The following is a 20,577-nucleotide window of genomic DNA, read 5'->3' as shown; positions in this document are numbered from 1 at the left end:
AGCGTGGGGAACAGCCGGCGAGAGTCGCTCCGCCGGCAATCGTCGACTGGAGGGCGGTCGACGGCGAACCTAATGTCCGTCCCAGCGACTGTCGGGCGATGATGAGACTGATCGCGGGCGACGCGTTCGAGCACTACCTTTATACTCGTCAGTCGATTTTTGGATAGCAATCGTACATGGCACCCTCTGATTCCCCGACTCGCCGGTTTCGGTCTCGCGTTCGCCGTCGAGAGGCCGTCACGGACCTCGGCGAGCGGGGGCTGCCGAACGACGCGATCGCGTGCGCCGGTCGGCAGACCCCACGTATATCTGTGCTCGCGGATAAGTGGGGACAAGAGTGGACGATTTCAGTTCGCGATCGGGGGATCGGGATCGATCCGATGGGCGCAGATCGCGTCTCCAGGTGTTCGATCGACTCCACGGCGGTCAGGAGTACGAGGGCACCGGGATCGGGTACGCTCCGTCACTGTATCGTCGAGCGCCACGGCGCCGAGACCGCGACTGGAACCACGATCGAAAATGAGTGATTCGAGACAGTTCAAGCCGGAGCCAGCACAGATCCTGTTAGTCGAGGACAATCCCGGGGACGTCCGACTGACCGAAGAAGCGTTCAAACAGGGCCGCATCGAGAACGACCTCCACGTCGTCTCGGACGGCAACGAGGCGCTGGAGTTCCTCTACCAGCGCGGCGAGTACGAGGACGCGCCGCGGCCGGATCTCATCCTGTTGGACCTCAACCTGCCCCGGAAGGACGGCGAGGACGTCCTCGAGGAGCTCAAGGGGGATCAGGAACTGCGATCGATTCCGGTGATCGTCCTGACGAGTTCCCGGGCCGAGGAGGACGTCGTCAGGTCCTACGAACTCCACGCCAACGCCTACCTCACGAAGCCGGTCGATCCGGACGACTTCATCGAGACGGTTCGGGCCTTCGAGAAGTTCTGGTTCTCCGTCGTTCGGCTCCCGCCCGAGGGTGAGGGCCAATGAGCGAGACGAACACGCGGGCCGACACCGACGAGGCGACCGCCGAGGTCGACACGCTGGAAATCCTGCTGATCGAGGACAACCCCGGCGACGCGCGGCTGATCCAGGAGATGCTCCGGGGAACCGAGGAGCTCGCCCAGCGGGTCAGCTCCGACGAGTCGGCCGGCCGAACGCCGGAGATCACCCGCGAGAACCGGCTCGAGGACGGTCTCGAGACGCTCGAGGCGACGCCGGTCGACGTCGTCCTACTGGACCTGAACTTGCCCGACAGCGAGGGACTCGAGACCCTCGAGACGGTCCACGCCGAGGGCGAGTCGACGCCGATCGTCGTGCTGACGGGCGTCCGCGACCAGCAGGTCGGCGTGCAGGCGATCCAGCGGGGCGCACAGGACTTCCTCGTCAAGGACGAGGTGACCAGCGAACTGCTCGTGCGGACGATCCATCACGCCATCGAACGCGCCCGGCAGGAACGCGAACGCCGGCGCCAGCGCGAGCAACTCGAGGCGCTCAACCGGCTCAACCGGATCGGCCACGACATCACCCACGCGGTGATCACGACCGAAACGCGAGCGGACCTCGAGCAACGGGTCTGCGACCGCCTTGCCGAGTCCGACGCCTACCGGTTCGCGTGGATCGGCGGCGTCAACCCCGGCAGCGACCGCGTGGTTCCGAAGGCGGCAGCGGGAATCGAGGACGGCTATCTCGACGCCATCGACGTCAGCGTCGCCGAGGATGACGTAACCGGTCAGGGGCCGGCCGGAACGGCAATTCGAACCGGCTCGGTGCAGGTGATGAGCGACATCCAATCGGATCCCGAGTTCGAGCCGTGGCGCGAGGAGGCGGTCGAGCGCGGCTACCGTTCCTCGGCGGCGATCCCGATCGTCCACGAGGACCTGGTCTACGGCGTGTTGAACGTCTACTCCGAGTCACCGCGGGCGTTCGAGGGGCCGGAGACGACCATCCTTTCCCGGATCGGCGACGTCATCGCCCACGCGATCACGGCGATCGAGCGCAAGGACGCGCTGGTCAGCGACGCCGTCATCGAACTCGAGTTCCGCGTCGAGGAACTGGCCCAGCCGCTGATTCAGCTGTCGACGGCGGAGGAGTGTACGATCGAGTTCGAGCAGCTGATCCACGGGGACGAGACGTTGCTCGCGTACGGTTCGGCCCACGACGTCGATCAGGAGGAGTTCCGCGAAGCGGTCGACGAGACCGACGGGTTCGGTGACGTCCGCTTCCTCGCGGTCAGGCGCGACGCCTTCGAGTTCGAACTCGTGGCGCCGGCGGCCGTCTCGCTGTTCGAGACGATCGCGACCCACGGCGGTCGCGTCCAGTCCGCGACAGTCGACGACGGCGAGTTCCGCTTCGTCGTCGAACTCCCGCGCGGTCGGGACACCCGCCAGATGATCGAACTCATCAGGGAACAGCGCGACGACGTCACCTACCTCGCCCAGCGGACCCGCGAGCGCGGCGACCGCAGCGATTCGGGCTCGTCGTCGGTCCTCGAGGACGACCTCACCGAGAAACAGCGGGCGGCCCTCGAGACGGCCTACTTCGCGGGCTACTTCGACTGGCCCCGCGAGAGCACCGGCGAGGAGATCTCCGAGCGACTCGGTATCGCGCCGGCGACCTTCAACCAGCACCTCCGGACGGCCGAGCGGAAGTTCTTCGATTCGGTGCTCGGCGAACAGTAGTCGCTGACCGCATCCCGGTTTTCGATTCGGGTTGACTACCGATCACGATCGAGAGAGATCTCTCCGCGTACTCGCTAGCCGGACGCCGGACCGACCGCGAGCGGAGTTTTAGGTCATGCGAAAAATTATAAAGATTTTGAAAAGTTATATGTAGGTGGGAGCCATCTACTAGGATGTAATGAATACGCAGAAGTCCGTTCAGCAGGAAGCCGGCACCGTCGAGGAGAACGCGCTCAGACTCGAGCCCGAGAAGGCCGAACAGATCATCGAGGCGCTGAACCGCGACCTCGCGGATTCCTACGTCCTCTACCACCAGCTCCACAAGCACCACTGGAACGTCGAGGGCGCCGAGTTCCTCGATATCCACGTCTTCCTCCAGGAGGTCTACGAGGACGTCGAGGAGGCCGCCGACGACCTCGCCGAACGGCTGCAGGCGCTGGGCGGCGTTCCGCACGCGAACATGACGACGCTGGCCGAGAAGGCGACCGTCGAGCCCGAGGACGAGGACGTCTACGACATCCGGACGTCGCTCGAAAACGACCTCGAGATGATGGGCGACATCATCGAGAGCAACCGCCAGCACATCGAACTCGCCGAGAACCTCGGCGACCACGCGACCGCCCAGATGCTCCGCGAGCAACTCACGACTATCGAGGAGCACGCTCACCACATCGAGCACTACCTCGAGGACGACACGCTCGTCCTCGAGTCGGCGACAAACTGACGCGGCTCGCAGTCGACGGACCGCTCGCGACTACTCGACACGAGGGAGACGTTCGTCGTCTCCCCCCGTTCCTGCTTCGAGCAGCGTTTCGGCGACTCGTTCGGTGACGACCGAACTGACGCTTCCAACGAGTTCCATCGCTTCTTCGTCCGGATCCGGAAGTTCGAGCACCTCCCGAAAGAACGTCGACAGGACGACGTAGCGCTCGTGGAGCTCGGCGGCCGTCTCTCGTCCCCGATCGGTGAGCGTCGCCCCCTCGTACGGTTCGTACGTGAGATACCCCCGCTCCTCGAGTCGCTGGAGCGTTTCCGTCGCGGTCGACGGCGACCGGTCGAGTTCGCTCGCGACGTAGCCGGGCGCGATCGGTTCGGTCTCGCCGCCCTCCCGCGTCGCGAGATAGATCGCGAGGAGGTACCGGGGCGCGTCAGTCATACGCGACGAGTGGGGCGCGCAGACGAGTTGCTGCACCCCGATAGACCGACTCGAGCGGCGAACCGTGCGACGACGGAGCGGACGAGCGTCTCGTCGCCCGTCCCCGGACCGAATCCTTGTCCATACGATTTAGGCTAACCTAAACCGTTAAAGTAGTTGCGACTATCTCGTTCGGCCGCTCGCCCACGCCGACGGTCGCTCGACGCCGAACCGCCGAGGGGCCTCGGGCGGGATGCAGTACGCGTTCGGGAACGCAACCGGACGATCGGATTCGCCCGCGACCGAGACCGTTCGGAGGCCGATCGCGACGGAGTACGACGGCGTTCGTCGATCCCCGCGGCCGCCGTCATCGGCCGGGCGCTCACTCGCTCGACGGTTCCGTCATCGCGTCGGTCGTTCCGTCCGACGACCGCACCGGCTCGAGTCAGCGGCGAAGTCGACCGGCGAGGTTCCGCAGGAGGACGCGACTCGAGAATCGGAGCGTCCGCCGCCGGTCCCGGTAATAGAACGGTCCGAGCTCCGCATCGGGGACGGATTGGGGTTCGACGGTCGGTTCGCGCAGGGCCTCGATGCCCTCGGGCAGGAGACGGATCTGGAGCGCCGCGAGGCGGTCGAAGACGTCCCAGAGCGTCCGACAGTCGGCGATACTCGTCTCCTGGTAGGCGACGATCTCGCCGCCGTCTATCGACTCGTTCAGTCGCTGGAGCGTCGCTCCGGCGCGGTCCCGTCCGTCGTGAAAGATCGCCGGCGGCCCCATGCCGCGATAGCGACGGATGTCCGCCGGATGGAAGCTCACCACGCCGTGTTCCGGCGCGGTCAGGACGTCGCCGCGGATCAGGCCGAATCCGAAGCGGACGACGACGTCGCAGCGATCCGCGATCCGGGCGACGATCCCCGGCGGGAGTTCGTTCCAGCCGTCGTCGGTCCGCGGCCGACACCGGACGTGATCCGCGTCGGAGAGCGCGTCGACGCTCGCGGTCGCGCGTCGGTGCCACAGCGGCCGCTCGTCGCCGAACACTCGTCCGAGACTCCGCTCCGCGAGAACGAACGTCCACGCTCGCTCTTCGCGGAAGACGTCGACGAACTCGACGACGTCCGCGAGCGAGAGGCGATCCTTCCCCTCGTCCCACGACTCGTCCCCGACTTCCGTGCCGGCGGCGTTGTGGACGACGAGCGGAATCTCGACCGCGGTCTCGCGGCGGAGTCGCTCGAGCGCGCGGACTTGCCACTCGTAGAGGGACGGTTCCGCCAGTACGCCGACCGCCATCTGTCCACCCCCGGACATGCAGCGGACTACCGGCATTCCACCCTTTGTTACTCGCGCCATTCGGGCCGAATATTCGTCCGAAATCGAGACACTCCACGGGAGGGACGGGTTCGGCGACCGAAAGGTCGAGGTTGCCGTCGAGCGTACGCTCGGCCGTGACCGACGAGACGGACGGGCCCGACGCTCGCAGCGACGACGACAGCGACGAGGTCGACGCCCGTCGTGAGTGCGAGGTCTGCGGGGAGTCCGTGCCCGCGGCGATCTACCGCGAGCACCTGCTGAAGGAGTGTCCGGGCCGCTGATCGCGGATCCGAGTCCGAACGCCGACCTCACGCCGCCCGCAATCGCTTTCAGCGGGCCGTCCGTACGGCCCGTATGAAATTCGCCGTGTTCGGTGCCGGCGGTGTCGGCGGCTACCTCGGCGCGCGACTCGCCGACGCGGGCCACGAGGTCCACCTCGTCGCGCGTGGCGACCACCTCGAGGCCCTTCGGGGCGACGGGTTGCGACTCGAGAGCGTCGCCGGCGACGCGACGGTCGAGTTGCCCGCGACCGACGACCCGACCGAGATCGGTCCGTGCGATTGCGTCCTGTTCTGCGTGAAGTCGTACGATACGCGCGACGCCGCCGCCGATCTCGAGCCGCTGCTCAAGGACGGAACGGCCGTCGTCTCGTTCCAGAACGGCGTCGACAACGAGCGGTGGCTCGCCGAGGAGATCGGTGACGAGCACGTCGTCGGCGGCGTGGCCTACATCTTCTCGACGATCGGTGAGCCGGGCGTCGTCGAGCACACCGGCGGTCCGGCCCGATTCGTCTACGGGGAACTCGACGGGCGGCGAACGGACCGGATCGAGGCGCTCGACGACGCGCTGTCGGAGTGCGAGGGCGTCGACGCGGTGCTGGCCGACGACGTCCGCGTCGAGCTGTGGCGGAAGTTCGCCTTCATCTGCGCGCAGGCGGGGATGACCGCCGCGACCCGGCTCCCGGTCGGCGAGATCCGGGACACCGACGCCTCGTGGGAGATGTATCGTCGGCTCCTCGAGGAAGTCTCCGCCGTCGGGCGGGCGGAAGGCGTCGATCTCCCGGACGGACTCGTCGACGAGTGGCTCGACTTTGCGCGGGAGCTGGATCCGGAGATGTACTCCTCGCTGCAGTACGATCTGACTCACGAGAAGCCCATGGAGCTCGACGCGCTGCACGGCTCGGTCGTCCGGCACGCGGCCGACTGCGGCGTCGACGCGCCGATGAACGAGGCCGTCCACGCGATCCTCCGCCCCTGGGCCGACCGGAACCGGACGGACGACGGCGCGTGAGCAGCGGACCGGCGTCTCGAGGGCGTGCGGACGAATCCGTACGATCGCGTTTTTCCATCGTTCGTGGGGGTACGGAATCGTTCTCTCGCAGTGAGACGCGGGGAAAACGCTATGCGGACCGTTGGACTCACACTGACCAGTGACGGGACAGCACGGCTCTCGGCTCTGGGAGTGTCCGAAGTGTGGCCGATCGGTGAACCGTTTCGTGAACGGCTGTCGGTGTCCGTCCTGTCGGGAGACCGTCAGCGACGAGTGTGGCTGCGAGACGGTTCTCACGGCCTGATCGCGCAGTCCCGCCTCGAGTCACGGGCGTCGGTTTTCGGTTCACGCGGTGCAGGCGTCGTCGACGGCTCGAGGGCGTCGTTACTTCTCCTCGACGTGGCGGATCTCGCAGGCGATCCCGCGGGAACTCTCGCGCATCTCGCGGCCGAACATCTCCGCGCGACCGACGGCGAAGGCCGACGGCCCCTCGACGACGACTTCGTCGCCGACGCGAATCTCGTCGTCGGCGTCGACGACGCCCGGCGCGAGCACGCTGCCGTGGGGAACGAAGCCGTCGATTTCCACGCGCTTCGTGGGGGCATCGCTCTCGACCCAGCGTCGGGCGCCCTCGAGCGTGAACGAGAGGGTGCCGTACTGGGGCACCATCGTCGCCAGCTGGGTCTCCTCGCTGTCCCGTACCTGGATCTTCGGGTAGCGACTCGTCGTCTGAATGTCCTCGAAGAGGTCGTCGCCGGCGCCGTCGCCGAGCAGGTAGTCCGCGATGGCGCGGACGGTGTTGTGCTCGCGCTCGCGCTTGGAGTACTTCAGTTCGCCGTCCAGCGCCGTTCCGAGATTCGAGAGCGACTCGTCGTCGGTCGGGTGACCGCCCTCGGGAACCGTGTACGTGATGTCGAGGTCGAGGGCCTCCTCGACGCGGGAGACGATGTCGCGGTACCCCTCGTCGGGGACGTGGGCGATGATCTCGGGGTAGTCGTTGCGCTCGAGGTAGCGCCGGAGGACCTCGCTCACGAACTGCTTCTCGTCTTCGGACCAGCGACCCGTGACGACGGTGTCGTAGTGCTGGGCCGGGTAGGTCGTCTCGAGTTCCTGCGGGACGACGCCGATGGGGCTCGTCATGGAGACGAGGTGGGCGCGCCACTGGATGACGTCGTGGAACTGGCCGTGGCTCTGGGACTCGCTGTACGGTTTCGTCGCCGAGCAGGGGACCAGCACCAACGGATTCTTGAAGCGATTCTGGTACCGCGTCGTCACGCGGTCGGCGTACCGCTGGATCTCGACGCGGCGGAGGGTGTCCTCGGTCGCGGCGTCGATCTCCGCGTCCCGGAGGATGGGCGTGCGCTCCTCGAGGTAGCCCCACTCCGAGTCCAGTTCGCGAACGGCGGCGGTGAGCCACTGGTCGTGGCGGGCCTGCCCCTCGACGTAATCGCGGAGGCGGCCGTCGCGGATCCGCCGGCGAACGATCGCCAGTTCGGCCGCGAGGGCGTTTCGGTTGTGCTCGGCGCAGTCCTCGCGCGTGAACTCCTCGCGGGGTTTCTGACAGGCCGAACACGAGCAGGGTAATTCCTCGAGGTCCTCGAGGAAGTACGCCTCGTCCGTCGTGAGATAGCGCCCCTCGGTGCCCTTCACGACGGCCGCGGTCTCGTCGAAGAGGTCGACCCCGGCGTAGGCCAGCACGGCGACGTTGCGCGGCGTGGCGACGCCAGAGAAGTAGAGCGCGGTGTCGGTCGGAATCGCCTCGCGGACGTTCACGACGGCCTCGACCAGCGCCGCGCCGTGGCCCGTGATCGACTGGACGTCCGAGACGGCGTAGGCGTCGGTGCCCTGCGCCTCGGCGCTCTCGCTCGAGACGACGGCGACGCTGGGGTAGTCGACGTCGGGCTGGTCGACGGCGAAGGATTCCCGAACCTCGTCGGCGGTGCCGCCGGGGAACGCCCGATGGGGGAGGACGGTGAGCGTCGACTCGTCGCCCTCGGGGAGGTCCCGATCGGCGCTCCACAGCGACCCCGCGTCCTCGAGCACGTCGTCGACGAGCGCGGGGGTCGTGACGGGCGACTCGAGGCGGAGTTCGCCCACGCGAGCGGCCCCGTCGCGCTCGTGGACTTCGAAGTAGTCGGTCATACCCGATATGGGCGGGGGAGCGCGAAAGAGGCTGTCGGTCGCGGTCCGGTCGGTTCGCGAGGGATTGGGCCGCGATAGGATGTCACAGTATCGCTTGCGAACCCGTCTCCCAGAAGCCATATAATCATCGCCGCGCTGCCTCCATTCAATGCCAGCGACTCACTACAAGTGCACGCACTGCGGGTCCGAACTCCACTATCAGACGACGAAGCACAACGGGTGTCCCGACTGCGGAACCGTCCCGCTTCACAGCGCCGACTAGAGGACGAATTCGTCGATTCTCGCGTCGATTACTCCTCCCGACGAGCGACGCGATCGGTTCAGGCGGGGCCGAGAAACCGCGCCAGTTCACGCGGTTCCGAGAAACCGCGCCGTCGCCGACGTGTGTCCGCGGTTGAACGAGAGGATCTCGATCTCGATCACGTCGCCGACCGCGAGGTCGCCGGGAATCTCCTCGACGAAGACGACGAACCCCTCGATCTTGCAGACGGCCCGTCGCTCGCCGGAGTGGTGCTCCGTGAACTCGCGGACGGCGGCCTCCCTGACGTCGCCGAGATCGACCGGCGGCTCGCGCTCCTGGGCCGCCTTGTGTTTCTCGTAGGACTGTCGTCGTCCCGCCGATCGACCGCCCCGGACGCGCTTGCGCAGCCGCGATCCGACGACGAGAACGACGAACACACCCGCGACCAGGACGAGCGCACCGACGGGCGACGCGACGCCGAACATACGCGACGGTGGCGCCGCCCGCACCTTTGCTGTTCCGATGCCTCGCCGCCGTCGTCGCGGCCCGCGACGGCGCCGGAACCGAAAGCGCTTGCTGCTGGCTCCGAAACTGGGGGTATGGCGTTCGAACTCGACGAGATCGACAGAGGGATCCTCCACCGGTTGCAGGACGACGCCCGCCACACGACGGCGGCGGACATCGCCGGCGACGTCGGCGTCACGGCCAACACCGTCCGAAACCGGATCCGGCGGCTCGAGGACGCGGGCGTGATCGCCGGCTACGTGCCGATCATCGACTACGAGCGGACGGCGAAGTCGATGCACATGGTCGTCCAGTGTACGGTGCCGATCCACGAGCGCGGCGAGCTGGCGGAGACGGCGCTCGAGATCGACGGCGTCATCGGCGTCCGCGAACTCATGACCGGCCATCGGAACCTCCGGATCGATCTCGCCGCCGAGAACAGCGACGAGATCACGGCCGCCGTCAGCCGCCTCCAGCGCGCGGGCTTCGAGATCGAGGAGGAGGAACTCATCAAAGCCGAGTACCACCAACCGTTCGATCACTTCGGGACCGACGCCGTCGATAGCTAATCGGAATCTCGCCCCTTGTCGGTTTCACAGCAAAATACTGAATAGATTTCGGAAACCGATATATATTCTACAATCGCTTCGGTAAGTTAGGTTTACCCGCTGCCCTTTTATGCATGGGGGCGGTTGAGTACGACGTGAGTAATTCATTCATCGGCTCGACCGACAACGGGTTCGACGGGGACATCAGTATCGCCGTCGTCACTGCGATCGCGTCCGAACGTGGCGTCGAGCCGACCGAACTGCCGCCCCTCTACGAGTCGCTCGACCCCGACGCCCTGGACGCCCTCTTCGCGCCGACGCGAACGGGCGGCCCCCGGCGCGGCCGACTCGAGTTCACCTACGCCGGCCACGAGGTCGTCGTCGAGTGCGGCTCCGACCTCGAGATCTCGGTCGACGGCACCTCGACGACGGCCGAACCGGTTTCGGCCGGCAGGTCCGAGCGATTCGCCGAATCCCGTACCGACGCCTGAAGCGCCGATCGGCCGCTGGCGCCACCGCCGCACCCACTTGTCAGCCAACCGTTGAATTACGCCTTTTCGATCGTCCGCAGTTATAGCACAACGAACTCTTTCTGCCTCGGGATTCCGCGCTTCGCACGGAACCGCTCTCTGTTCGCGGACGGAGTCCGCTCACACGGCTCGAGGGACGCGGAGCGTCCCTCGCTGGGCGCAAAAACTTCGATGAAAAAGGCCGCTCGCTCCCGTTGGTCGCTCGCGGGTGCGGCGCTTGCGGTTCGACCGCAGCGGTAACGCCTCCGTCTGCACTGATCGGCGTGATCTCTCCGAGACGGGATGAACCGAAAAGCAGCGACCCGCTCAATCCGCGGTGAGATCGATCAACTCGACCGACTCGGGAACGCGCTCGAGGACGCCGGCGGGCCAACTGCGGTGGCCGAGCGTGAGAGCGGCGTCCGGATTCGCCTCCGCGAGTCGCGCGACGCCGTCCGCCGCGGCCGACAGGGCCGCGCGGTCGGTCCGGTCGGGCACCTCGGCCGTGAGCGGGTAGGACCGCGAGAGCGCCCGCGGGAAGGGACCGAAGGGCGGTTCGACCCGCCAGGAGTCGTCGAACTCGTCGCCCCGGGCCGGCTGTCCCTCGGTGAGAAACAGCGAGTCGGGGACGGAGAGGCGCTCGAGGCGCTGGTGGTGGCGAACGACCTCCGGCCGGCGGGCGCTCTCCGACGAGACGTGGAAGAACGCGCCCTTGGAGACGGGATCCGAGCGCTCGAGCTGTTCGGCGTGGTCGAGCAGGGTCCGGTAGCCGTCGAGCATCGTCGGGTGCGAACGGGCGCGTTGCTCGACCAGTTCCAGCAGGTTGCCCGCGCGGATGGCCTGCTTGATCCGGCGGATCTCCGCGAACGTGACGTGGAGGTTGTGGGCGGCGAGTTCCTCCTCGCGCTCGTCGTCGGGGAGCGCGCGGAGGTCGTCCGGCGAGTGGCTGGTACAGACGGAACACGAACACGGCAGGTACTCGAGGTCCTCGAGCAGCCGCGTCCCCCGGACCGTCAGGTAGCGGTCGTCGCGGGCGTAGAGCGCGTACGCGGCGGAGTCGAACAGGTCACAGCCCATCGCGACGCCGAGCGCGAACATCATGGGGTGGCCGGCGCCGAAGAGGTGGACCGGTGCGTCGGCGCCGAGGCCGCGTTTGGCGGCGGCGACGGCGTCCACCATGTCGTCGTAGCGGTAGTCGTTCATCAGCGGGACGACCGCACCGACGGGGAAGACGTCGAGGTCAGTGCCGTCGGCGTGACGTCCGGCCGCCTCGCGGAGGTCCGGATACGTCGATCCCTGCACGGGCGCGCTGACGAGCATGTCGCCCGTGTCGACGTCCTCGGCGACCTCGAGGCGTTCCTGGGTCGTCTCGAGTTCGGCTTCGGCGCGCTCGCGGGGGACGTCCGGCGGGGTCGGGATGTCGACGGGCGTGGCGATATCGGAGCCGATCGCGCGCTGGAACTCGAGGATCTCCTCGGTCGTGACGTCGATATCGCCGTATTCGGAGAGCTGGAAGGAGCCCGAATCGGTCATGATCGCGCCCGGGAAATCGAGCAGCTCGTGGAGGCCGTCCTCGAGGGCCCGCTCGCGGACGTCGTCGGTCCCGTGGATGATATACGAATTCGTGATGAGGATCTCGGCGCCGAACTCGTCGGCGAGGCGACGAGGGGCGATCGTGTCCAGATTCGGATTGATCACCGGGAGCAGCGCCGGCGTTTCGACGGTGACGTCGGCCCGCGGCACGGTGAGCTCGCCGATGCGGCCGCCGGCGTCGGTGTCCCGGAGTTCGAAGCACTCGCGCATCGACCGCCCCTTCGGCCGTCGGACGTAAGTCAGTAAAGGTTTGCAACCGATCAGCTGTCGAGAATCTATAACTCCTGTGGATGACGGCGCCGAACGCGCCGGTAAATGTCTCGTTCCCTCCGGGCTGATATAATCAACCATCGCCTGCAAGCACAAGTTCGATTTCACTCACCGAGGTGACAATTACTATCCGATTCGCCTCGTTCATCTCGAGAGCCATGATCATCATCGATCGAGACAGGTGAACGCGAGGTTAGGGACCGTTGCACGATTCCAACACTGCTTTTCTCCGAGATAATCTCGAAACAGTCGCCTCGTTTTAGCCGGAAACCGGTGGTAGGATCTATCGCAATGGTTTCACGACTACAGAAGCTCGGCGTTGCGTTCGTCGCACTGATGGTCGCACTATCCGGGGGTCCTGCCCTGGCTGGTGCGTCATCGGGCGCGAACGACGACGCCGGAGACATGGGCGACGCCGGAGACGTAGGCGAGTCGAGCGCGACACTCGAGAACGTGCAGGTCGAGACGCTCGAGCTCGACAACGTCACCGTCGAGAACGCGACGATCGAGGAGCTGAACGTCTCGGAGTTCGACGCGAACGTGACGGCGCTACAGCAGGAACTGGACGGTAACCAGACGAACGCCACTAACGAGAGCAACGCGACTGGCGAAGCGAACCTCACCGACATCCAGTTCGAGACGCTCGAACTCGAGGACGTCGAACTCGAGGAATTCGAGCAGATGAACGAGTCGGAGAACGAGTCGACGAACGACTCGGCGATGAACGCGTCCGAGAACGAGACCGAGGACAACGAGTCCGACGACGGTCTCGGCATCCTCGGTGACGACAACGAGTCCGACACCGCTGCGGCGGTCCAGGAAGACGAGGACGACGGCATCGGTCTCGACGACGAGGACGACAACGCGACGGAAGACAACGCGACCGAAAACGAATCCTCCGGTCAGGATCTGATCAACGAGAGCACCGAGAACGTCACGATCCAGAACCTGACCATCGAGACGATGGAGGTCGGGGAGCTGACCGTTGACGAGCTGAACGTCGGCGACGACGCCGAGATGAACGCCTCCGCGAACGAGTCGGAGATGAACGCGACCGAGGACAACGAGTCCGACGACGGTCTCGGCATCCTCGAAGACGACAACGAGTCCGACACCGCTGCGGCGGTCCAGGAAGACGAAGACGACGGCATCGGTCTCGACGACGAGGACGACAACGCGACCAACGAGACGAACGCGACCAACGAGACGAACGAGACCGAAAACGCGACGCAGGAGTTCCAGAACCTCACGATCGAACACTTCGACGTCGAGGAGATCACGATCGAGTCGATGAACGTCACCTCCGTCGAGGAGGCCGACGGCGGGATGAACGCGACCGACGAGATGAACGCGACCGAGGACAACGAGTCCGACGACGGTCTCGGCATCCTCGAGGACGACAACGAGACCGACACCGCCGCGGCGATCCAGGAAGACGAGGACGACGGCATCGGTCTCGAGGACGACAACGAGACGGAAGACAACGCGACCAACGAGACGAACGCGACGATGGAAAACGAGAGCGAGGGTCAAACCATCGCTAACCTCTCCGCTTCCTCGATCACGATCGGTAACTCGAGCGTCGACACGCTGACGCTGGGCAACGCGAGCGAACTCGACGAGATCGGGAGCGAGGAGCCCGGAGACAACGTGACGACGACTGAGGACAACGAGACGGAAGAAGACAACCTGACGACTGACGACAACGCGACTGACGACAACATGACGGAGACCGAAGACTCCGAGAACGACAGCGAGGACGACGGCGGACTGCTGGGCTGATCGGAACGAACGCCACGCGATCGCTTCCGTTCCGACCACCCTGTAATTGCGCTTTTTTGCCGGACACCACCGATCGAGAGTGACGTCTCCGCCCGTCGTCGATCGCGGGCGAACTGCTATCGTCGCCGGCGCGGGTTCCGTCGTTGGCAGCCGCGAGCCACCGGTCTCGATCGGTTCGAATCGTCGACGAAATCGCCGTTAGCCGGGGAATGAACGGCTGATTATCGGCCGCTAGTCAATCTCAAACGCAGCGTTTCCCCGCCACAACCCTGTAACAGTCGCCTCGTTTTAGCCGGAGACCGCCGGTACGTCCGACTGCAATGGCTTCACGAGCGAAAACGTTCGGTGCGGTGTTCGTCGCGTTAGCAGTCGCGCTCGCAGGGGGGCCCGCCCTCGCGGGTGCCGCGACGGGGACGAACGCCGACACCGGAGACATGGGCGATGCGAGCACCGCGGCGACGCTCGAGAACGTACAGGTCGCGACGCTCGAACTCGAGAACGCGACCGTCGAGAACGCGACCATCGAGGAGCTGAACATCGAGCAGCTCGACGCCGCACAGGAGGACCTCGAGCAGCTCAACGAGTCGGTCGAACGATCCGGCGAGGGCGAGAACGCGACCGGCGCCGAGAACGATACCGGAACCGGCGTGAACATCTCCAACGTCGAATTCGAGCGGCTCGCGCTCGAGAACGTCTCGCTGACGGACCTCGAGTTCGACGGCGAACCGGTGGGAAGCACCGAGGAGAACGCGTCCAACGGGAACGCGACCGATGAGAACGCGACCGGTGAGAACGAAAGCGAGAACGCGACCGACGGACAGCAACCGGTGATCAGCGAGGACGCCAACACGCTCTCCGTCCAGAACCTCACCATCGAGACGATGGACGTCCAGCAGATGACGATCGACTCCATCGAAACCGAAGAGGACGGCGGGATCCTGAGCGAGATCGGTGACTTCATCGGCGGTATCTTCGGTGGCGGCGACGGTGAGGGTTCGGCGAACGACACCGCCAACGAGTCGACCGGCGAGGAGATCGAGGCGCTCACGATCGAGCAGTTCGACGTCGAGACCGTCTCGGTCGATACGATGTCGATCCAGTCGATCGAGGAGGCCGGCAATCAGACCGACGCGAACGCGTCCGAAGCGAACGAGACGGCTCCGGACAACGCGACGGCCGAGAACGAGACCGGAGAGACGGTCTCCGAGGCCTCCGCGACGGCGATCTCGATCGAGACGCTGGACGCTAACACCGTCGCCCTCGAGGACGCGAGCGATCTCGAGGCCGCCGTACAGGCGAGCGGCGAAGCGAACGAAACCGCTGCCAACGAGACGGGCGCTAACGAGACCGGCGGGAACGAGACGTAGTACCGTCATCGACGGGAACGAGACGGAGAAGTCTACCACGGCTTCGACCCGGTCGGTCCGAACGCGAGCGCGGTCGGTTCGATCGGGGGCACCGATCGCGCAATCGACCGCCCGACCCGCCGATCAATTTTCGCGTCAGTGTCGGTCGACCGACCGGTCTCGAGGCTACGCCTCGGCCGCGAACAGCTGGTAATACGACATCGCGAGGACGGTCCGTCCGTCGCGGATCTCGCCGTCGCGGACGGCCTCGAGCAACTCTTCGAACGCCGTCGGCGCCACCCGAATGCTCTCGTTGTGATCGAGTCGCTGTTCGGCGGTCGGCCGACAGCCGTGGGCGACGAAGAAGTGCAGGACGGAATCGGCGATTCCGTTCGCGGGCTCGACGGTCACTAGCGGCTCGAGCCGGTCGGCCTCGTGACCCGTCTCCTCGGCCAGTTCGCGCCGGGCGGCGGCCTCGAGATCGTCGTCGTCGGGTTCGGTGCCGCCGACGGGAAGCCCCCGGTTGACCCGGTCGACGGCCTGGCGCCACTCCTCGATGCAGACGACGTCGCCGTCGGGGGTGAACGGGAGGACGCAGACGCTCGCGGGTTCCGAGAGGTAGTCGAACTCCGTTTCGGTACCGTCGGGCAGTCGAACGCGTTCGTTAACGACGTCGAAGCCCGGACAAGTATAGGCTATCTGTCGATCGCGGGTCTCCCAGGCGAGTGGATCCGTCGGCATACCGGGCCGTACGGCCGTGGCTCTCAAAAACGCCCCGTCACGGGAGGCGGCTCGAATCTGCCGGGTGATGGGAGTCGTTACTGGGCCTACGTCGAACGTTCCGACTCGCCGGGCGCCCGTACCGGCTCTATAACAAAGTCACAGATGAGTGAACGTCGTTACTCAGAGGGTGATCCATGGATCAACTAACTGGTTTCCAACGCGACTTGCTGTACGTGATCGCAGGCAAAGACCGGCCGTCCGGTCAGGAGATACTCGACGACATCAACACCTATATCGATCAGCCGGTCACCCACGGCCGGCTGTATCCTAATCTCGACACGCTCGTCGAGAAGGAACTCGTCGAGAAGGGGCAACTCGACCGGCGGACGAACTACTACGCGCTGACGCCGAAGGGGCGACGGGCCCTCCAGCGCCGCCAGGAGTGGGTCGACCAGTACGTCGACGTCTAACCGCTCCTGAGCGTTCTCCACGTTGACGCACGTACTCAGCCGTCCAGCGGAGCGTCCATCACCGGTCGTCCGTCGCGGCTCGTCTCGACTACCGGGCCTCCTCGAGAGCGACGACCGCCTCCAGGTCCGTGCTGAGCCACGCCGTCAGCATCGACTCCGGCGCCCCGTCTCGCGGTACGAACGTACAGCGATCCCGTCCGTTCCTGTACCGGACGACGATCGCCTCGAGCCGGTCGTCCCGTTCGGGACCGTCTCGCCGCTCGTCGGGGTCGGTCGTCCACGCGTCGGCAGTGTCAGTTTCCATCCGTCCATCGGGTATCTCGTCCATGATCGTCCGAAGCGTCCCTGACGCAACACCGTCTCTAGGAGCGGAACGGACAAAACGGCTCCTGATCGCGACCGGTCACGAACGACCGGTCGCCACCGCGTCTCCGGGATCACCGGCCGGTCGAGACGAACGGCCGTGCGAGAACGACGTGTGCAGCGAGAATCGATCGAAAAGGGGCTACTCGACCGTCAGCGCCGTTCCGATCTCAGTGGTCGGCCGTCGCCGATTCGTTCGCAGCGCGCTCGTCCGTGCGGTTCATCCCGTCGTCGGATTCCAGTTCGTCGGCAGTCGACTCGTTCGCGTCCATCGATTCGTCGTCGGACTCACCGCCCTCGTTTTCGGCACTCGAGCCGTCGGTCTCCTGCCCGTCGCTCATCTCGCCGTCGACGGCGAGGTACACGTCGAACGCGCGGTTGGTCTCCCCATCGCCCTCACCGTCGTTGGACTCGCCGTCGGTCGCGCCCTCCGATTCGTCGACCGTCAGCTCCGTGTCGTCCTGTTCCTCGAGGTACCCGATGGCGTACGCCGTGTACGCCGTGTCCGCCTCGAGTTCGAGGTCGACGGTCACGACCGGGTCCGGCTGGGAGATGATCCCGTTCCCGACATCGGTCTCGTTGCCGTCGGTCGCGTTTCCGCCGTCCGTCTCGGTGGCGTTCGCGTCCGAGCCGTCGGATTCACTCTCGGTGTCTCCGGCGCGGTCGTCCTCGTCGGCCGGGAAGATCTCGAGGGTCTGCGTCCCCGGCTCGACGGGAACGTAGCCCGACGGTTCGGTGAAGCCGACGTCCTCGAAAATCGTCTGCCCGGTCTCCCCGTCGGCGATGTCGATCGTCGGCGCGTCCGGGACCGCGTGGACCAGCCGTAGCGGCGCCGTCCCCTCCTCGGCGTCGTCCGTCTGGGAATCGACGAGCAGCAGGACGTCGAACCCGTTCGCGTCGAACCCCTCCTCGGCGTCGATACCGGTCCCGGTGGCCGACTCGTTAGCAGCGGTTTCGTTCTGGAGCCCGTTCGACTCGTTCGCGAGGTCGTTCGACTCGTTCGCGAGCGCGGCCGACTCGTTGGCGGCGGTCTCGTTTCCTGCGCCGCCGAGGCCGCTGTCATCGCCCGTCCCTCCGGGAGCCGATCCGCCCTCGAACTCGCCGACCGCGGCGGCCGTGTAAAACTCCGACCCGACGGCGATGGTCCCCTCGTAGATCGCGTCGTCGTAGCCGGCGGGCGTGATCGCGATCGAGTACGTGCCGGGAACGATCTCGAGATACGGCGAGAGCTCGGCGTAGCCGACATCCGAGAGGATCTGCTGGTCGTCGACGTAGATGTCGACGTTCGGCGCGTCGGGGAGGAAGTGACCGACGCGAATCGCGCCGAGTTCCTCGTCGCCGGCCGGCGCCTCGTCGGTGGCCTGTTCGTCGTCTTGGGCGACACCCAGGGCGGTTCCGGCGAGCGTCGATCCGGTTCCGACGACACCGATCGCCTTGATTGTCGAACGTCGTGATAGTGTCATACTACGTCAATCAGGGGGAGCGAAATCGGCAAAAACGGCTCAGTCAGTTGGCCTGATTGTCGCCTCGTTTACTCGAATCGGTCCGCTGTAATCGTCCCGTAACGAGCGAAAGACGACCCTACAGCGGCGTCTCGGGACTGACCAGTGATGGCCGTGTCAGTTATCCCTGAGCGACACCGTCGACAGATCCGCCTCGAGGTCGTCGACGTGTTCGTTGAACGACTCGACGAACGCGGCCACGTCGTCGGCGAGCCGCCGCACCTCGGTCGCCGGCGGGGGGCCGTACTGCGAGATGAGGTAGACGCCGTCCGATCCGCCGACCCGCAGGTAGCTCGCGGTGTCGCCGTCGAACTTGAGCTCCCAGCGACTGCCCGACACCGTCGTCGCGTAGGTGCCGTACTCGCCCTCGTAGCGGTAGAGTTCGCTCGCCATCGCGTTCCCGACGTCTCGGATCCGCTCGAGGATTCGATCGCGCTCGGCGACCAGCTCCGACGTCGATTCGATCTCGGGGAACTCGTCGGGAACGTCCGCGAGCATCCCCTCGAAGGAGCGGACGTACTCGTTGTACGCGGCGACGAACGCCCCGTAGTCGGCCATCGCCGTCTCGAGCGCCTCGGGTTCGGGCGGCTGTTTGCTCGAGACGACGTACGTCTCCTCGCCCGATTTCGGCTCGAACCGGAGGTACTGGACGTCGCCGGCCTCGTACTTGATCGTCCAGGTTCCCGCGTCGGTCTGGAACGCCTGTTGGCCGTAGTCGCCGCCCTGAAACACGGCGAGTTCTCGCGCGATTTCGCCGGCGTGGGTCCGGACGCGGGCCGCCAGTTCGTCGCGTCGCTGGGCGACGTCTGCCATCCCCTCGACGTCCGTCTCGAGTCCCTCGGTCATCAGCTGTGAGAGGGACCGGAGCCCGATACCAGTTGCGTCTCGGATCGGTCTCGGGACGTCGAACCTACCCGGTCTCGGCGGCGTACTCGGACGCGATCGCGTCCGGCCCCACGACCTCGAGGTCGCCCTCGGCGACGAGCGCGTCGAGGAACGCCATCGTTTCCTCGAAGCGATCGATGGCGTCGCCCTCGAGCCCGTGGTAACAAAGCCCCGTGATGCCGCCCAGATCGGCCGTCCGCTCGAGCAGTTCCTCGGCGGCGTCGGGGTCGACGACGCGCGGATAGCGAACCGGATCGACGACGCGACCCTGGACCGGCTGGCCCGCGGCGAAGCCGAGGTCGTAGGTCTCGCCGACGAGTTCGAGCGCGTCGTCGTCGTACCGCCCGGCCGGGTAGGAGACGAACCGGGCGCCGTCCCCGTATCCCGCCTCCTCGAGCCACTCGCGAGCGTCGGCGAGTTGGGCGGCCTGTTCGTCGGGGCCGAGCTCCGGAAGCAGTCTCCCGTTGGCCGTGTAGCTGCCGATCGTCCAACCGGCGTCGGCGAGCTCCTCGAGTTGCGATTCCGTCATCCGATCGCCGTCGTGATCGGGCGACGCGCGGATCAGGTCCGTCGGCACGAACGCCGTCGCCGAGAAGCCGTACTCCTCGAGCACCGGGAGCGCCTCGCCGTGGATCGACTCGTCGCCGCCGTCGAACTGGAGGGTGACCAGTCCGTCATCGGGTCGGGAGACGAGGTGGAGGTCGTCGAGTCGGAGCTCGCGTTCGGCGTCGCCGGCGGCGACGACGGCGACGTGGATCTCGGTGATTTCGCGCAGGTTCGCCTCGCTCTCGACGCCGGTCACGCCGAAATTACACCGTCGCAGGTCGGTCCCGCCGTGGACCGTCGCTCGGAACTCGATCGCGTTCCCGTCGCCGTCGAACAGCTGGACGATCGGCGTGGCCGTCTCCGCGGTCGCCACCGCCAGCCCGGGGCTCACCCCGGAGAAATCGACCGGCTCGGGGAGTTCGCGGACGATCCGGGCCGCCTCGTCGTCGCCGTCGGCCGCGAGGAGAACGGATCGATCACCGACGGACGCCTCGTCGTCGACCAGCGACGCCCGTCCGGCAAGCACCGACCACGCGCCGAAGTCGGCGAAGTCGTCGATCGTTCCGTCCGCGTCGGGCCCCTCGAGCGGCGGCGGGTCGTCGTCGGTGGTGGCTCCCGTCGCGCCGGAGTCATCGCCGTCGGTACAGCCGGCCATCGCGGCCGCGGTCGCCGCCGCGAGGTACGTCCGCCGTCTCATGCGGACCCGATCGAACCCGCGAGGGGATTGTTATTGGCGCGATAGCGCGACCGCGGACCCGTAGCTGC

20 protein-coding genes are annotated in these 20,577 nt (G+C 66.4%); 10 read left to right on the top strand and 10 right to left on the bottom strand.

Going from position 1 to position 20,577, the window contains the following annotated elements; all coding sequences use genetic code 11:
• Positions 1-519: 519 nt before the first annotated feature.
• The 3 genes from WD430_RS03905 (at position 520) to dpsA (ending at position 3,399) form a co-directional block, all read left to right on the top strand.
• Positions 520-984, top strand: a complete 465-nt coding sequence (locus WD430_RS03905; protein WP_339104726.1) for a response regulator — start codon at positions 520-522, stop codon at positions 982-984.
• Positions 981-2,675, top strand: coding sequence for a bacterio-opsin activator domain-containing protein (locus WD430_RS03900; RefSeq protein ID WP_339104725.1), 1,695 nt, complete (start codon positions 981-983; stop codon positions 2,673-2,675). The genes WD430_RS03905 and WD430_RS03900 overlap by 4 nt, the downstream gene beginning before the upstream one ends.
• Before the next feature lie 178 nt (positions 2,676-2,853).
• Positions 2,854-3,399 (top strand): DNA starvation/stationary phase protection protein DpsA, encoded by a 546-nt coding sequence (dpsA, locus tag WD430_RS03895; RefSeq protein ID WP_339104724.1) that lies wholly within the window; start codon positions 2,854-2,856, stop codon positions 3,397-3,399.
• A 30-nt stretch (positions 3,400-3,429) separates the two neighbouring features.
• On the opposite strand, the gene WD430_RS03890 is transcribed toward dpsA, so the two are convergent.
• Positions 3,430-3,831 carry a metal-dependent transcriptional regulator gene (locus tag WD430_RS03890; RefSeq protein WP_339104723.1) on the bottom strand — a complete coding sequence of 134 codons (402 nt, stop codon included), beginning with the start codon at positions 3,829-3,831 and terminating at the stop codon, positions 3,430-3,432.
• A gap of 424 nt (positions 3,832-4,255) precedes the next feature.
• Positions 4,256-5,098, bottom strand: a complete 843-nt coding sequence (locus WD430_RS03885; RefSeq protein WP_339104722.1) for a formyltransferase family protein — start codon at positions 5,096-5,098, stop codon at positions 4,256-4,258.
• Between the two features lie 155 nt (positions 5,099-5,253).
• On the opposite strand from WD430_RS03885, the gene WD430_RS03880 reads away from it, so the two are divergent.
• Both WD430_RS03880 and WD430_RS03875 read left to right on the top strand, forming a co-directional pair.
• On the top strand, positions 5,254-5,400 hold the full coding sequence (locus tag WD430_RS03880) for a hypothetical protein (RefSeq protein WP_339104721.1): 147 nt from the start codon (positions 5,254-5,256) through the stop codon (positions 5,398-5,400).
• Between the two features lie 73 nt (positions 5,401-5,473).
• Positions 5,474-6,409 carry a 2-dehydropantoate 2-reductase gene (locus tag WD430_RS03875; protein ID WP_339104720.1) on the top strand — a complete coding sequence of 312 codons (936 nt, stop codon included), beginning with the start codon at positions 5,474-5,476 and terminating at the stop codon, positions 6,407-6,409.
• Between the two features lie 363 nt (positions 6,410-6,772).
• Here WD430_RS03875 and arcS read toward each other — a convergent pair whose 3' ends face one another.
• On the bottom strand, positions 6,773-8,530 hold the full coding sequence (gene arcS / locus WD430_RS03870) for an archaeosine synthase subunit alpha (protein WP_339104719.1): 1,758 nt from the start codon (positions 8,528-8,530) through the stop codon (positions 6,773-6,775).
• Positions 8,531-8,878: 348 nt separating this feature from the next.
• Positions 8,879-9,256 carry an RNA-binding protein gene (locus WD430_RS03865; RefSeq protein ID WP_339104718.1) on the bottom strand — a complete coding sequence of 126 codons (378 nt, stop codon included), beginning with the start codon at positions 9,254-9,256 and terminating at the stop codon, positions 8,879-8,881.
• 114 nt (positions 9,257-9,370) lie between these two features.
• Here WD430_RS03865 and WD430_RS03860 point away from each other — a divergent pair, with 114 nt between their 5' ends.
• Complete coding sequence (locus WD430_RS03860) at positions 9,371-9,844, top strand: Lrp/AsnC family transcriptional regulator (RefSeq protein ID WP_339104717.1); 474 nt, start codon at positions 9,371-9,373, stop codon at positions 9,842-9,844.
• A gap of 134 nt (positions 9,845-9,978) precedes the next feature.
• The gene (locus tag WD430_RS03855; RefSeq protein ID WP_339104716.1) at positions 9,979-10,314 is read left to right on the top strand and encodes a HalOD1 output domain-containing protein; all 336 of its coding nucleotides are present in this window, start codon (positions 9,979-9,981) and stop codon (positions 10,312-10,314) included.
• A gap of 345 nt (positions 10,315-10,659) precedes the next feature.
• Here the strand turns inward: WD430_RS03855 and tgtA are convergent, their stop codons facing one another.
• Entirely contained in the window at positions 10,660-12,135 is a 1,476-nt protein-coding gene (gene tgtA / locus WD430_RS03850) for a tRNA guanosine(15) transglycosylase TgtA (protein WP_339104715.1), read from the bottom strand.
• 465 nt (positions 12,136-12,600) lie between these two features.
• Here tgtA and WD430_RS03845 point away from each other — a divergent pair, with 465 nt between their 5' ends.
• Together WD430_RS03845 and WD430_RS03840 are read left to right on the top strand one after the other, a co-directional pair.
• Positions 12,601-13,977, top strand: coding sequence for a hypothetical protein (locus tag WD430_RS03845; protein ID WP_339104714.1), 1,377 nt, complete (start codon positions 12,601-12,603; stop codon positions 13,975-13,977).
• 320 nt (positions 13,978-14,297) lie between these two features.
• Positions 14,298-15,344 (top strand): hypothetical protein, encoded by a 1,047-nt coding sequence (locus WD430_RS03840; RefSeq protein ID WP_339104713.1) that lies wholly within the window; start codon positions 14,298-14,300, stop codon positions 15,342-15,344.
• Between the two features lie 165 nt (positions 15,345-15,509).
• On the opposite strand, the gene WD430_RS03835 is transcribed toward WD430_RS03840, so the two are convergent.
• The gene (locus WD430_RS03835; RefSeq protein WP_339104712.1) at positions 15,510-16,064 is read right to left on the bottom strand and encodes an NUDIX hydrolase; all 555 of its coding nucleotides are present in this window, start codon (positions 16,062-16,064) and stop codon (positions 15,510-15,512) included.
• Positions 16,065-16,240: 176 nt separating this feature from the next.
• Between WD430_RS03835 and WD430_RS03830 the strand changes: the two genes are divergently transcribed.
• Positions 16,241-16,516, top strand: a complete 276-nt coding sequence (locus WD430_RS03830; RefSeq protein WP_012941940.1) for a PadR family transcriptional regulator — start codon at positions 16,241-16,243, stop codon at positions 16,514-16,516.
• An 88-nt stretch (positions 16,517-16,604) separates the two neighbouring features.
• On the opposite strand, the gene WD430_RS03825 is transcribed toward WD430_RS03830, so the two are convergent.
• The 4 genes from WD430_RS03825 to WD430_RS03810 form a co-directional block, all read right to left on the bottom strand.
• Complete coding sequence (locus WD430_RS03825; RefSeq protein ID WP_339104711.1) at positions 16,605-16,844, bottom strand: hypothetical protein; 240 nt, start codon at positions 16,842-16,844, stop codon at positions 16,605-16,607.
• Positions 16,845-17,049: 205 nt separating this feature from the next.
• Positions 17,050-18,342, bottom strand: a complete 1,293-nt coding sequence (locus WD430_RS03820) for a DUF4397 domain-containing protein (protein ID WP_339104710.1) — start codon at positions 18,340-18,342, stop codon at positions 17,050-17,052.
• A gap of 156 nt (positions 18,343-18,498) precedes the next feature.
• The gene (locus tag WD430_RS03815; protein WP_339104709.1) at positions 18,499-19,227 is read right to left on the bottom strand and encodes a hypothetical protein; all 729 of its coding nucleotides are present in this window, start codon (positions 19,225-19,227) and stop codon (positions 18,499-18,501) included.
• A 64-nt stretch (positions 19,228-19,291) separates the two neighbouring features.
• Positions 19,292-20,509 (bottom strand): polysaccharide deacetylase family protein, encoded by a 1,218-nt coding sequence (locus WD430_RS03810; RefSeq protein WP_339104708.1) that lies wholly within the window; start codon positions 20,507-20,509, stop codon positions 19,292-19,294.
• Between the last annotated feature and the right edge of the window lie 68 nt (positions 20,510-20,577).

This window comes from Haloterrigena sp. KLK7 (assembly GCF_037914945.1).
Taxonomy (GTDB): Archaea; Halobacteriota; Halobacteria; order Halobacteriales; family Natrialbaceae; genus Haloterrigena; species Haloterrigena salinisoli.
This window is presented reverse-complemented; position numbering and strand designations above follow the sequence as displayed.